Here is an 11,959-nt window from a genome sequence, read left to right on the forward strand (position 1 = left end):
ATTCGAGATATGCCGGAACCCTGTTGGAGCCGTGATTTCGCGTAGGCTGCACATATCTCTTGAACAGGTAGGCAAGAAGGCAATATGCACGGAACGCCGTGCAAAACACAATGCCACCCGTCCCCCGGGCGTCATTTGCGAAACCCGGGATACTCTAGGGGAAGGTGGCCGGATGGCGATGAGGCAGTCCGAGCGCGATGAGGGAACGCATTCTTCTTAGAAGATGGGGTGCCAAAGTTCCCTTGGGATTCGGAGGCTATGCCGGAGAAAGTGGGCGAGGTCAGATCGACAGAAGGGCGCCGATATTCGCCGTCACCTCGTCGAGAACGGAAGACGGTACGGTATCGGCAAATCGAATGCCGCGAGCCTTCCAAGCCAGGTTTTTCAAATGGTCCGAAAGCGCGACGCCTGTGACGGCCCGGGTGTGGATGGCGACCTCGAAGGGATACCCTTTCACCTGGCTGGTGATCGGCACCATCACGGCGAGGCTTGTTTTGGCGTTGTAGGCCTTGGGGGAAAGCACGAGGGCGGGCCGTTTTCCGGCCTGCTCCTTACCCGCTTGAGGATCGAAATCCGTCCAGACGACATCGCCCCGATCCGGCACGTAGGAGGCTTTTTTCACCATGCCTCGTTTCCTTGCGGGCTGCCCCATCCGGCTTCGGAGTGAAGGTTTTCGGGGGTGATGGCGGAGCAGAGTTCTTCAATCCGGGACTGGCCGGGAGCCTTGCGGACGGTGAGCGTGCCATCGGAAACGTCAATTTCGACGCGATTCCCGGACGAGAGATGGGCGGCCTTGGCCATTGCCGCTGGAAGCAGCAGGCCGATGCTATTGCCCCACTTCTTGAGGGTGATGACGGGCTTTTCGTTCATGGTAATACAATGTATAATTTGGAAGCTCGCGTCAAGAGGACTCAGGAATCCCGGTGGAGGGCGGAAGATGGCCGGATGCCCGAGGGAAGGCAGCTCCAGCGTAATGCCGCCAAGTCGGCCGGGGACCGGCCCGCAAACTCTCTCCGAAAATCGGGTTGCCAAGCGAGAGGGCGCCCCCTAGGGTGCGCGCCCTTCCGCGAAGGGCAGGTGTCAGAGTGGTCGAATGAGCACGCTTGGAAAGCGTGTGTGCTAGCAATAGTACCCGAGGGTTCGAATCCCTCCCTGTCCGCGGGAAGATCTTCTAAAGTTTGGAGCATCCAAGCAGCGCAGAAAAACCGGAACGTTTCGGCATCAGCCAGCTCCCGGTCCCTTTTCAGGGGACGTCACGTGGGGGGCCATGACCCGGGGTTGCGCTCCGCTTACCCCGGGCTATCTCCCTGCCGCCTCTTCAAGGCTTTGGAGCCTCTGCGGTCGCGATAACTCGGCTCCTTCAGACCGCGCGGAAACCGACTGGGGAGTAGAAAGCTGTCGCAGTGCGCCAAGTTGCCGCCCTGCGGTGTGACATGATGGCGCAATCCCGTCGCGGCATCTCCTTCCGGGGAACAGTTCCACGGATCACAATCCCCTGTTGATCAGATGATTAAGTATTTCATTCCGGGGGTGGCACATGGGATGCGAAAGGCGGTCAGCAATCTGACCTGCCTCTAACAGGCGAACCCAAGAACCTCTAACCCACTTTCTCAATATGTCCAAGATCCTCGGTATCGACCTCGGAACGACGAACTCCTGCATGGCCGTCATGGATGGCGGCGAGCCGGTCGTTCTCGAAAATTCGGAAGGAGCCCGCACCACGCCATCGATCGTGGCGTTCACGAAGAGCGGCGAGCGCGTGGTCGGCCAGGCGGCGAAGCGCCAGGCGGTGACCAATCCGAAGAACACGATTTTCTCCGCCAAGCGCCTGATCGGCCGCAAGTTCTCGGAGCTTTCGGAAGCCGACAAGAAGCTGCCTTACACGATCGTGGCGGCGGCGAATGGCGACGCCCACATCGAAGTGGAAGTCGGCGGTGAGAAGAAGACTTACTCGCCGCAGGAGATCGCGGCGATGGTGCTCGGCAAGCTGAAGGCCGATGCGGAAGCCAAGCTCGGCGAAACCATCACCGATGCGGTGATCACGGTGCCTGCTTATTTCAACGACTCCCAGCGCAACGCGACCAAGGCTGCGGGCGAGATCGCCGGCCTGAACGTGCGCCGGATCATCAACGAGCCGACCGCGGCGGCGCTGGCTTACGGGCTCGACAAGAAGTCGGACGAGAAAATCGCGGTGTATGACCTCGGCGGCGGCACCTTCGACATCTCCGTGCTGGAGATCGGCGACGGGGTCTTCGAGGTGCTGGCGACGGACGGCGATACGCAGCTTGGCGGCGACGACTGGGACAACGCGCTGATCGCGTGGATCGTGGGTGAATTCAAGAAGGACCAGGGCATCGACCTCTCCACGCAGCCGGACGCGCTGCAGCGGATCAAGGAAGAGGCGGAGAAGGCGAAGATCGCGCTGTCCTCCAGCCAGTCTTACGACATCAGCCTGCCTTTCATCACGGCGGACCAGACCGGGCCGAAGCACATCCAGCTGACGCTGACGCGGGCGAAGCTGGAGCAGCTGACCGATTCGCTCTTCGAGCGGACCAAGAAGCCGGTGCGCGAGTGTCTCAAGGAAGCCGGCGTGGCGGCATCGCATGTCGATGAGCTGGTGCTCGTCGGCGGAATGACCCGCATGCCGAAGGTGATCGAGATCGCCAAGGAGCTGGCCGGGAAGGAGCCGCACCGCGGCGTGAACCCGGACGAAGTGGTGGCGATCGGCGCCTCGATCCAAGGCGGCGTGCTGAAGGGCGACGTGAAGGACGTGCTCCTTCTCGACGTGACGCCGCTGACGCTTTCGATCGAGACGGAAGGCTCGCGTGCGACGCCGATGATCGAGCGCAATACGACGATCCCGGCGAAGAAGTCGCAGGTCTTCTCGACCGCTTCCGACAACCAGCCGGCGGTGGACATCCGGATCTCCCAAGGGGAGCGCCCGATGTTCAGCGACAACAAGCTGCTGGGGAACTTCAAGCTCGACGGGATCGCGCCAAAGCGCCGCGGCGAACCACAGATCGAAGTGACCTTCGACATCGACGCGAACGGGATCCTGCACGTGTCCGCGAAGGACAAGGAGTCCGGTAAGGAGCAGAAAATCTCGATCCAAGGTTCCTCCGGTCTGTCGAAAGACGAGATCGAGAAGGCCAAGCAGGAAGCCGAGGCACACGCCGAGGAAGACAAGAAGCGGGTGGAAACGATCGACACCAAGAACAAGGCCGAAAACTTGGTTTACAGCGTCGAGAAGCAACTCGCGGAACTGCCTGCCGAGGCACCGGAAGAACTCAAGTCCGGCATCCAGGCCAAGATCGACGCGGTGAAGGAAGCGCTGAAGAGCGACAACATCGACGCGATCAAGGGTGCGACCTCGGCCCTCGAAGCCGCACTGCAGGGCCTCTACGAAGCCGCGCAGCAGGCGCAGGGCGCGATGGGCGGGAACCCGCAAGGCGGCGACGTGGATGTCGAGCCGGGCGAGTCGGCCCAGTCGAGCGAGCCACGCCAGGCCAAGGGCAAGGTCGTGGAGGCGGAAGTGGTGGATAAGTAATCCCCGACGGGACCCCGCTTCACCTCGCGACAATGAGCAATCTCAATGATTCGGCGGCCGTGTGTTTCCGCACGGGATGGATCGACCACCTCGGTGGTCACGTCCTTCTCATCGGCGCGTGCCAGCATGAAGGTGAGGGCTATCAGGGTAACTCAATGGTCCGGGAGTATCTCGTCGTTTTCCCCGACGAGACTCCTTGGATCGCGACCCGGATCGTCGACCAATCGCTCTACGGCAAGAATGGCATTCCGCTGCGCGATGCGGTCAACGAGGCCCGACGTCTCGTGGCCGTGGCGAAGTCCGCCTTGAGAGCGAAATATTCCAAGCGGACGATGACGCTGTTCGAGGAGGTCCGCGATGGAATCGCCGAGGGCGAGAAGGTAATCTTGGATGACGTCATCGAGATGCGGGTGCTGGGCTTGCTCGGCCCGCACTTCCAGAAGATCGCCACGGAAACCGGGATCAGTTCACTGGCCGCGTTGGTGGAGGCCACCATGCAGCACGACAAATCTCATCAGCGGACTGTTTCGTTCTAAATTCTTCCGGGCTTGCCACTCCATGGCAGCCAACAAAAACTTTCCGCCCCTTCCAAGAGGGTGCGGCTTCTCAACAACCAAACGCAAACCAAACCAACCAACCACATGGCAACCATCAAACCACTCGGTCAGCGCGTGCTCGTGAAGCGCCTCGACGCCGAAGCAGTCAGCGCCGGCGGCATCGTGCTCCCGGACACCGCCAAGGAAAAGCCGCAGGAAGCCGAAGTCCTCAGCCTCGGCACCGGCGGCTTGGACGAAAAAGGTAACAAGATCGAGTTCACCGTGAAGGTGGGCGACAAGGTTCTCATCTCGAAGTACGGCGGCACTGAAGTGAAGGTCGACGGCCAGGAAGTCCTGATCATTTCCGAGTCCGACATCCTTGGCATCGTCGCCTAATCCCGTTAACCCAACACTCCCAACCAATCACTTATCATGGCTAAGCAATTGCAATTCGACGAAGCAGCCCGCCAGGCGCTTCTCCGCGGCGTGGAGAAACTCGCCCGTGCCGTCAAGGCGACCCTCGGCCCGGCCGGCCGCAATGTCATCCTGGACAAGAAGTTCGGCTCGCCGACGATCACCAAGGACGGCGTTTCCGTCGCCAAGGAAATCGAGCTGGAGTGTCCCTATGAAAACATGGGTGCCCAGTTGATCCGCGAAGTTTCTTCCCGGACTTCCGACATCGCCGGTGACGGCACCACGACGGCCACCGTGCTTGCGGAATCCATCTACAAGGAAGGTCTCCGCAACGTGACCGCCGGTGCCAACCCGATCTCGCTGCAACGCGGGATCATGAAGGCCACCGAAGCGATCGTGGCCCAGCTCAAGGTGCTCTCCAAGGAAGTCAACGACACCAAGGAAATCGCCCAGGTCGCCACGGTCTCCGCCAACTGGGACGAAACCATCGGCGGCATCATCGCCGAGGCGATGGACAAGGTCGGCAAGGACGGCACGATCACCGTGGAAGAAGCCAAGGGCATCGAAACCACGCTCGATGTGGTGGAAGGCATGCAGTTCGACAAGGGTTACCTCTCGCCGTACTTCGTGACCAACGCCGAGACCATGGAAGTCTCGCTCGACAACGCTTACCTGCTCATCAACGAGAAGAAGATCTCCTCGCTGAAGGACATGCTGCCGCTGCTCGAGAAGGTGGCCAAGACCGGTCGCCCGCTGCTGATCATCGCGGAAGACGTGGAAGGCGAAGCGCTGGCCACCCTGGTGGTGAACAAGCTGCGCGGCATCCTGCACATCGCGGCCGTGAAGGCTCCGGGCTTCGGCGACCGCCGCAAGGCGATGCTGGAAGACCTGGCCGTCCTGACCGGTGGCAAGGTCATCACCGAAGACCTCGGCATCAAGCTTGAGGGCGTGGAGCTGAGCGACCTCGGCAGCGCCAAGCGCATCACCGTCACCAAGGAAAACACGACGATCGTGGAAGGTGCCGGCACCAGCGAAACGATCACCGGCCGGGTCAACCAGATCCGCCGCCAGATCGACGACACGACCAGCGATTACGACCGCGAGAAGCTCCAGGAGCGCCTCGCCAAGCTCGCCGGCGGTGTGGCCGTCATCAACGTCGGTGCTGCCACCGAGACCGAGATGAAGGAAAAGAAGGCCCGCGTGGAAGACGCCCTGCACGCCACCCGCGCTGCGGTGGAAGAAGGCATCGTTCCTGGCGGTGGCGTCGCGCTGATCCGCGCGCAGGCTGCCGTGGGTGACCTCGGCCTGACCGGCGACGAGAAGACCGGTGCAGGCATCGTGGCCCGCGCCATTGAAGCCCCGCTCCGCCAGCTCGCTGCCAACGCCGGCCGCGAAGGCGCGCTGATCGTCGAGCGCGTGAAGAACGGTGCCGAAGGCTACAACGTCGCGACCGACAAGTACGAAGACCTCGTGGCTGCCGGTGTCGTTGATCCGACCAAGGTGACCCGCTCGGCGCTGCAGAACGCGGCCTCGATCGCTGGCCTGCTGCTCACGACGGAAGCCCTGATCACCGAGATCAAGGAAGAGAAAGCCGGCGGCGGTGGTGGCCATGGCCACGATCACGGCGGTGGCATGGGCGACTACTAAGAAGCCCTGGCCCTGTCTTCGACAGAGTTATCAAGGAGGCCGGACGGGAAACCGTCCGGCCTTTCTTGTTCGAGGAGGGACCGAATGCCCGCAACCCAAGGGGAATTCGCTGGTTTCAAGCTGTGCGTTTGACGCTTTCGCCGCACATGTCCAAGCTTTCCTCCGTGCAAGAAGAAGACCAAGGAGTGGTTGAAGAAGAGATTCTGGATGACGACTGGATTCCCCTGCCCGCGGGCATCGATTTCCACGACCTTCCCGGCACGATCGTCGAGTATGAAACTTTCGACGGGAAAGGGTTCTTGGGCAAGCTGAGCGTCTTCCGCGGGGAGGACGACCTCTACAAGCTGGAGATCAATATCGATCTTCCTGTCGGCGAATCCGCGGAGCCTTATTTCCCGCGGGCTGGTCTGATCGACGACTTTGCGACGCTGCGGCGGCACCCGAATCCGAAGCGCGCGAAGTGGATTTTGGGGGAGCCGCCGGTTTAGGAATCTTGGCTCATTGAAATATCGAAGCCCCGCTGTCCGGGCCCGATCCTCCATTCGTCGAGCAGCTCCCCTTCCCAAGCGAGGTAGGTAAGCTCTGTCTCAAAGTAGAGGTAGGCCGTCCAACCGAACTCCATCCCGAGTCCAAACATTTGGATCAGGGCTTCCTCTTGTTCGCTGCCGAACAGGTGACCCGGGGCCTCGATCAGAAGCCGCTCGTCCTCTGCGGCGCTTCGGATCGCGCAAATGGCGGACATTTGCACCGGCTGATAATGAGCCCAATCCGTGAAGTGCAAGAGCGCCGAGGAGAACCCAGCCTCCCGCCGGATAAGACTCTCTGCAAATGCTGCCGTATCCCCGCTACTGGGAATCGGACGCTGCTGATAAAAACCGTCAAACGGATGCGAATTCTTCGAATAGGGGTTCGCTTGGATGGAGTGCTGCTCAAGCCAAAGCACAACCTCCTCGTCCGTGAAAATCCTCATTGGCCTATCCGATCTGCCGGGCGGCTTGGAGGGTGTTCTTGATCAGGAGAGCGATGGTCATGGGACCGACGCCGCCGGGGACGGGGGTGATGGCGGAGCACTTCGGCGCGACTTCGGCGTAGGCGACGTCGCCGACGAGGCGATAGCCTTTCTTGGTGGAAGGGTCATCGACGCGGTTGATGCCGACATCGATGACAACGGCACCTTCCTTCACCCAATCGGCCTTGACCATTTCAGGGCGGCCGACGGCGGCGATGATGATGTCCGCGCGGCGGCAGATGGCGGGGAGATCGCGGCTGCGGGAGTGGGCGACGGTGACGGTGGCGTCGGCGCCCTTGGCCATAAGGAGGAGGGCCATGGGCTTGCCGACGATCATGCTGCGGCCGATGACGACGGCTTCCGCGCCGGCGGTTTTCACGCCGGCGGCGGCGAGCAGGCGCATGCAGCCTGCGGGGGTGCAGGGGACGAAGCCGGTGGGATCTTCCAAGACGAGCTTGGCGACGTTTTCCGGGTGGAAGCCGTCCACGTCCTTGCGCGGGTCGAGGGTGCGCACGACCGCATCTTCATCGATGTGCTTGGGCGGCGGGCTCTGGACGAGGATGCCGTGGATTGCGGGATCGGCATTCAACTCGCGGACGATGGCGAGGACCTCGTCTTGGGTCGCCGTGGCGGGGAGCACGATCTTGCGGGAGTGCAGGCCGAGTTCGCCGCAGGTCTTCACCTTCGAGCTGACGTAGACGTGGGATGCCGGATCGTCGCCGACCAAGACCACGGCGAGACCGGGCGTGATGCCCTGCGCTTTCAATTCGGCGGTTTCGGTGCGGCATTCTTCCAGGACTGCCGCGGCGACCGCCTTGCCATCAATTACGGAACTCATCGTACTTCGTCGTTGGAAAAGATTTCGCCGGTGCCGTCGCGCATGAGTTGCTCGATACGGCTGCGCCAGCTTTCGAATTCATCTTCCGGGAGCTTGGCCGGGACGGCAAGTGCCTCGTCGAAGATGACGCGCACGGTGCTGCAGGGCTTCGGGATGGCGAAGCGGTCCCAGGACTTCAGCCGCCAGCAGGAGGGATACTCGACGTGGATCGGAATGATCGGCGCGCCGCTGGTTTCGGCGAGCTTCACCATTCCGGGCTGGATGATGTAGCGGGGTCCGCGGGGGCCATCCGGCGTGAGGCAGACGTCGGTGCCCTCGCGCAGGACCTTGCGCATGCCGACGAGGGCGGCGACGCCGCGGCGGGAAGACGAGCCGCGGACCGAGCCGATGCCGAAGACGCCCATGGCACGGGCGAGTGCCGCGCCATCGTGGCTGGCGCTGGTGAGGACCACGGCGCGGCGGTGCTTGCCGCACGCGCGCTTCCACGCGGCGGGCACGGTGAAGATGCGGTTGTGCCAGAGGCAGTAGATGACCGGGCCCTCGATGCCACCGGGGCGGGTGAGGCCGCAGCGGTCGACGATCTCGAAGCGCAAGGTGGCGCACCAAGCCTGCATGATCCGTCCGGCGAGCTTGCCGAGGAAGTTCGCCTTGCCGCTTTCGCGGACCTCGCTGCGGTCGCCCGCCATTAGAGGAAACCTCCCGCGTGCAGGGTCTCCACGAGGTACTGTTGGCGGGCCAGCATGCTTTCGTAGAATTCGTGGCGCTGCGGGTCGGGATCGCGGCGCGTGGACTCGTCCACGGTGACGATGTAACCGGCGATTTCGTCGAAGCCCAGAGACTCGCCATTCAGGCGGAAGTAGACGACGGCCGCCTGCATGGCCGCGCCGAGCAAGGGGCCGCCGGTGCCCGCGACAGCGACGACCGGGACACCGAAGACATCCGCAAGCAATTGCTGGAAGGCGGGCCCGGCATCGCGGGCGACGCGGACGCCGGCGGGCTCGAAGCCGAGATCGCGGAGGCGGCTGAAGGCGTAGCCGAAGCCGAGGGCGAGGCCCTCCGCGGCGGCGCGAGCGAGATTGCCAGGCGTGAAATTGTCGAGGGTGATGCCGTGGAGGACGCCGCTGGCGTCGGGGAGGCGCGGGGTGGCCTCGCCGCGGAGGTAGGGCAGGAAGAGCAGGCCATTGGCCCCGGCGGTGGTGGCTTCCAAGGCGCGCTCGAATTCGGCGCCGGACCAGCCGTAGTGGCGACGGACCAATTCCAGCGCGGCGACGGCATTCGACATGCCGAGGCGGGCGAGCCAGCGACCGGAGGAATCGCAGAGGGTGGCTGCTTCGCCGCGGAAATCGACGCAAGGCCGGTCGGAGACTGCCGCGAGCGAGCCATCGGCAGAGAGGTCAGCGACGACGGCACCATCGGAGGCGGCACCGACGGCCAGGGCGGCTAGGGCGGCGGCACCAGAGCCGGGGGCCACGATGACGCCCTCCGGGATGCCCCAGGCCTTGCACAGGGCGGGCCGGAGGACGCCGCGCGGTTGGGCCGGGGAGATGCCGGGCGGCAGCATGTCGAAGAGCCGGGAGTCGATGAACTCCATGAGCTCGGCGCTCCAGCGGCGCTGCGGGACATTGAAGAGGCCGGTGGTGGCGGCGGAGCCGGCCTCGATCCCGGCCTCGCCGGTGAGCCAGTAGCCGATGAAATCCTGCGGGGTCATCAAGCGCGCAGTGCGCTGGAAGTGGTAGGGCTCGTGCTGCTTGAGCCAGAGGCATTGGGCGGCGAGGGAGCCGGCGGCAACGGAATTGCCGCATAGTTCGATGAGCCCGGGAGCACCACCGAAGGCGCGGCCGATCTCGTCGGCCTGGCGCTGGGCGGAGCGGTCGATGCCGAGCTTGGCCGGGCGGACGATGCGGTTGTTTTCATCGAGCACGACCATGCCGCCGGTGGGCGAGGTGATGCCGATGCCGGCGACGCCGCCGCGATGGGTGCCGAGGGATTCGAGGCATTGGCGCATCGCTTGATCGGCGGCGGCGATCCAACAGGAAGGATCCTGCTCGCGATAGCCGTCGGGCAAGCCTTCCACCCACGCGTGGGCGGCGACGGCCTCCGCGGACACCGTCGCGGCTTCCAAATCCAGCGCCACCACGCGGGTCGCCGCATGGCCGATTTCAATTCCGAGGAAATGCATGCACGCCAGCCGAGCTTGCCGGGTGTCACGGCCTCGTTCGGTGTGCGCTAGCCTTTCCCGCCTTGGCCTGTCTTGGCAAGCCCGCGCTTGAATCCCTGCGGTCTTGCCGCATCGTCCGGACATGAGCGATTTCGAAGAGAAGGTGCGCGAGGCCCTCGCCAAGCCGCAGAATCAGGGAGAAATCCCCGATGCGGATGCGGTGGGAACGGTGGGTTCGCCGGATTGCGGGGACATGCTGCGGATGTGGCTGAAGTTCACGGAAAAGGACGGCAAGCGGGTGATCGATCGCGCGTCCTTCCAATCCTTCGGCTGCCAGACGGCGATTGCGGTGGCCTCGATGGCGACGGAGCTGCTCAAGGGCAAGACGGCGGAGGAGGCGCGGGAGCTTTCTGCCAACGAGCTGACCGGCGATCTGGGACCGCTGCCGCCGATGAAGATCCATTGCGGGCAACTGGTGGAAGGGGCGCTGAAGAATGCTCTGGATCAGACGCCGGTGGTGCCATCGGTGACGGTGGGGGCGACGTTATCCGACGCGATGCGGCAGCCGGCGGGAAAGATCCGGATCGTGGCGGTGGAATAGAAAGGCGGTCAGGGCTCGCCATGGATCTCGCTGCGGCGTTTTGAGATCCACGGCAGATCGTCGACAGACACCTCGCTCCGCTTGCGGATCGCCACGCGGATTGTCTTTAGCACGGCGGCTGGATCGCATCCGTAGAGGCCGGCTCCCCAGCAAGGGTTCGCTTCGATCACCGCCCAAACCCCTCTGGCATCCAGACCGACGTCCAAGGTACAGGCGGGAGGCAGAGTGACTTTCGGATCCGCCAGAACTTTGCATGCGAAGGTGCGGGCGGCTTCCTCCTCACCAAGGAGGAAAGGCCAGTTGCCAGCGGGATCGAGTGCCAGCTCATCGTTTCGCCAATAGGGACTTAGCGTCACGATCTCCCGCTCCTTAATGAAGCAACGGACCTCCAGCCTGAAATCCATGATGCCGGAACGCAGCACGGGAATGGACGCATCAACGCGGTCCTCCGTGGGCAGATCGGCGCCAGTATCGTACACTTTGGGCTCGAAAATCTTGCCGTCGGCCGGTTTGACGAAGGCGCGGGAAACTTTGTTACGGGCGTCGCCCAAGCTCATAATCTCGATCTCGCGGGAAAGGTGCTCGCGGGGGACCGTGGTGAGCCAGTCAATGGCGGGCTCCAGCAAGACAAGCCCTAGCTGATCGCATGCGGCTTCGGCGAAGAGGGGTTCGCCGTAGAGAATGAAGTCGCCGGAATGGGAGAGAAGCTCGTCGGGAACGCGCCAGCCCCGGAGACGGACGGAGCTCCAGCCGAGATCAAGGCAGGTGCGCCAGATAGTGACCGAGTCATCCGTAATCCGGGGCGCGAGAATGACTATGGGCCGATCGATGCTCATGACTTGGAGTAAGGCGGTCTAACAAGGATAGAAACCGGTCACGATCTCAAAAAAACGGGCAGCCGGCTGTCGGCCACCGATCCTCCCATCCGTGCACAAAAAAGCGCCCGGCCCCGATGTTACTCGGGGCCGGGCGAATACCTGGCGGCGACCTACTCTCACAGGACCTGTCGTCCCAATACCATTGGCGCTGCAGCGTTTCACTTCCGGGTTCGGAATGGGACCGGGTGGTTCCACCGCGCTCTGGCCACCAGAGGGCGGCCCTGTTGTCGATCAAGCGATCGGGTCAGGGCCGGGACTCTGGAGGTCGTAGCGGGGAAAGTTGATGGTTTCAAGTTGACGGTTGATGGTCGGAACCGAAGCCCGGACTATC

At 63.2% G+C, this 11,959-nt stretch carries 13 protein-coding genes, 1 tRNA gene and 1 rRNA gene; 7 read left to right on the forward strand and 8 right to left on the reverse strand.

Going from position 1 to position 11,959, the window contains the following annotated elements; genetic code table 11:
* Nucleotides 1-280 precede the first annotated feature (280 nt).
* Nucleotides 281-625, reverse strand: coding sequence for an endoribonuclease MazF (mazF, locus tag ABWK72_RS13115; RefSeq protein WP_367875250.1), 345 nt, complete (start codon nucleotides 623-625; stop codon nucleotides 281-283).
* Nucleotides 619-870, reverse strand: coding sequence for an AbrB/MazE/SpoVT family DNA-binding domain-containing protein (locus tag ABWK72_RS13120; protein WP_367875251.1), 252 nt, complete (start codon nucleotides 868-870; stop codon nucleotides 619-621). The genes mazF and ABWK72_RS13120 overlap by 7 nt, the downstream gene beginning before the upstream one ends.
* A 201-nt stretch (nucleotides 871-1,071) precedes the next feature.
* Between ABWK72_RS13120 and ABWK72_RS13125 the strand changes: the two genes are divergently transcribed.
* The 6 genes from ABWK72_RS13125 (at nucleotide 1,072) to ABWK72_RS13150 (ending at nucleotide 6,632) form a co-directional block, all read left to right on the forward strand.
* Nucleotides 1,072-1,159: transfer RNA gene (locus ABWK72_RS13125), tRNA-Ser, on the forward strand.
* A gap of 456 nt (nucleotides 1,160-1,615) precedes the next feature.
* Nucleotides 1,616-3,547, forward strand: a complete 1,932-nt coding sequence (gene dnaK / locus ABWK72_RS13130) for a molecular chaperone DnaK (protein ID WP_367875252.1) — start codon at nucleotides 1,616-1,618, stop codon at nucleotides 3,545-3,547.
* Between the two features lie 32 nt (nucleotides 3,548-3,579).
* Nucleotides 3,580-4,083, forward strand: coding sequence for a hypothetical protein (locus ABWK72_RS13135; protein ID WP_367875253.1), 504 nt, complete (start codon nucleotides 3,580-3,582; stop codon nucleotides 4,081-4,083).
* 105 nt (nucleotides 4,084-4,188) lie between these two features.
* The gene (gene groES, locus ABWK72_RS13140) at nucleotides 4,189-4,479 is read left to right on the forward strand and encodes a co-chaperone GroES (RefSeq protein WP_367875254.1); all 291 of its coding nucleotides are present in this window, start codon (nucleotides 4,189-4,191) and stop codon (nucleotides 4,477-4,479) included.
* A gap of 33 nt (nucleotides 4,480-4,512) precedes the next feature.
* Entirely contained in the window at nucleotides 4,513-6,144 is a 1,632-nt protein-coding gene (gene groL, locus ABWK72_RS13145; RefSeq protein ID WP_367875341.1) for a chaperonin GroEL, read from the forward strand.
* Between the two features lie 146 nt (nucleotides 6,145-6,290).
* Entirely contained in the window at nucleotides 6,291-6,632 is a 342-nt protein-coding gene (locus tag ABWK72_RS13150) for a hypothetical protein (RefSeq protein ID WP_367875255.1), read from the forward strand.
* On the opposite strand, the gene ABWK72_RS13155 is transcribed toward ABWK72_RS13150, so the two are convergent.
* Genes ABWK72_RS13155 through ABWK72_RS13170 form a run of 4 tightly spaced genes read right to left on the reverse strand, consistent with a single transcriptional unit; the run spans nucleotide 6,629 to nucleotide 10,170 of the window.
* Nucleotides 6,629-7,114: a hypothetical protein gene (locus tag ABWK72_RS13155; protein WP_367875256.1), complete on the reverse strand. Its 486-nt coding sequence runs from the start codon at nucleotides 7,112-7,114 to the stop codon at nucleotides 6,629-6,631. The two genes, ABWK72_RS13150 and ABWK72_RS13155, sit on opposite strands and share 4 nt — an antisense overlap.
* A gap of 4 nt (nucleotides 7,115-7,118) precedes the next feature.
* Nucleotides 7,119-7,991, reverse strand: a complete 873-nt coding sequence (gene folD / locus ABWK72_RS13160; protein ID WP_367875257.1) for a bifunctional methylenetetrahydrofolate dehydrogenase/methenyltetrahydrofolate cyclohydrolase FolD — start codon at nucleotides 7,989-7,991, stop codon at nucleotides 7,119-7,121.
* Nucleotides 7,988-8,677 (reverse strand): lysophospholipid acyltransferase family protein, encoded by a 690-nt coding sequence (locus ABWK72_RS13165; protein ID WP_367875258.1) that lies wholly within the window; start codon nucleotides 8,675-8,677, stop codon nucleotides 7,988-7,990. The genes folD and ABWK72_RS13165 overlap by 4 nt, the downstream gene beginning before the upstream one ends.
* The gene (locus tag ABWK72_RS13170) at nucleotides 8,677-10,170 is read right to left on the reverse strand and encodes an FGGY family carbohydrate kinase (RefSeq protein WP_367875259.1); all 1,494 of its coding nucleotides are present in this window, start codon (nucleotides 10,168-10,170) and stop codon (nucleotides 8,677-8,679) included. Before ABWK72_RS13170 ends, ABWK72_RS13165 begins: the two co-directional genes overlap by 1 nt.
* 121 nt (nucleotides 10,171-10,291) lie before the next feature.
* Here ABWK72_RS13170 and ABWK72_RS13175 point away from each other — a divergent pair, with 121 nt between their 5' ends.
* Entirely contained in the window at nucleotides 10,292-10,750 is a 459-nt protein-coding gene (locus ABWK72_RS13175) for an iron-sulfur cluster assembly scaffold protein (RefSeq protein WP_367875260.1), read from the forward strand.
* Nucleotides 10,751-10,758: 8 nt separating this feature from the next.
* Here the strand turns inward: ABWK72_RS13175 and ABWK72_RS13180 are convergent, their stop codons facing one another.
* Both ABWK72_RS13180 and rrf read right to left on the reverse strand, forming a co-directional pair.
* Nucleotides 10,759-11,586 carry an ATP-grasp domain-containing protein gene (locus tag ABWK72_RS13180; protein WP_367875261.1) on the reverse strand — a complete coding sequence of 276 codons (828 nt, stop codon included), beginning with the start codon at nucleotides 11,584-11,586 and terminating at the stop codon, nucleotides 10,759-10,761.
* 139 nt (nucleotides 11,587-11,725) lie between these two features.
* A 5S ribosomal RNA gene (gene rrf / locus ABWK72_RS13185) occupies nucleotides 11,726-11,841 on the reverse strand.
* Between the last annotated feature and the right edge of the window lie 118 nt (nucleotides 11,842-11,959).

Source organism: Luteolibacter sp. Populi (assembly GCF_040801775.1).
In the GTDB taxonomy this organism is placed as follows: Bacteria; Verrucomicrobiota; Verrucomicrobiia; order Verrucomicrobiales; family Akkermansiaceae; genus Haloferula.

What these genes read in the sequence shown, in the direction of transcription:
- ABWK72_RS13135 (WP_367875253.1), top strand. Translation starts at nt 3,580, where the DNA reads ATGAGCAATCTCAATGATTCGGCGGCCGTGTGTTTCCGCACGGGATGG.
- ABWK72_RS13150 (WP_367875255.1), top strand. Translation starts at nt 6,291, where the DNA reads ATGTCCAAGCTTTCCTCCGTGCAAGAAGAAGACCAAGGAGTGGTTGAA.
- dnaK (WP_367875252.1), top strand. Translation starts at nt 1,616, where the DNA reads ATGTCCAAGATCCTCGGTATCGACCTCGGAACGACGAACTCCTGCATG.
- mazF (WP_367875250.1), bottom strand. Translation starts at nt 625, where the DNA reads ATGGTGAAAAAAGCCTCCTACGTGCCGGATCGGGGCGATGTCGTCTGG.
- ABWK72_RS13120 (WP_367875251.1), bottom strand. Translation starts at nt 870, where the DNA reads ATGAACGAAAAGCCCGTCATCACCCTCAAGAAGTGGGGCAATAGCATC.
- ABWK72_RS13170 (WP_367875259.1), bottom strand. Translation starts at nt 10,170, where the DNA reads ATGCATTTCCTCGGAATTGAAATCGGCCATGCGGCGACCCGCGTGGTG.
- groES (WP_367875254.1), top strand. Translation starts at nt 4,189, where the DNA reads ATGGCAACCATCAAACCACTCGGTCAGCGCGTGCTCGTGAAGCGCCTC.
- ABWK72_RS13180 (WP_367875261.1), bottom strand. Translation starts at nt 11,586, where the DNA reads ATGAGCATCGATCGGCCCATAGTCATTCTCGCGCCCCGGATTACGGAT.
- folD (WP_367875257.1), bottom strand. Translation starts at nt 7,991, where the DNA reads ATGAGTTCCGTAATTGATGGCAAGGCGGTCGCCGCGGCAGTCCTGGAA.
- ABWK72_RS13165 (WP_367875258.1), bottom strand. Translation starts at nt 8,677, where the DNA reads ATGGCGGGCGACCGCAGCGAGGTCCGCGAAAGCGGCAAGGCGAACTTC.
- ABWK72_RS13175 (WP_367875260.1), top strand. Translation starts at nt 10,292, where the DNA reads ATGAGCGATTTCGAAGAGAAGGTGCGCGAGGCCCTCGCCAAGCCGCAG.
- ABWK72_RS13155 (WP_367875256.1), bottom strand. Translation starts at nt 7,114, where the DNA reads ATGAGGATTTTCACGGACGAGGAGGTTGTGCTTTGGCTTGAGCAGCAC.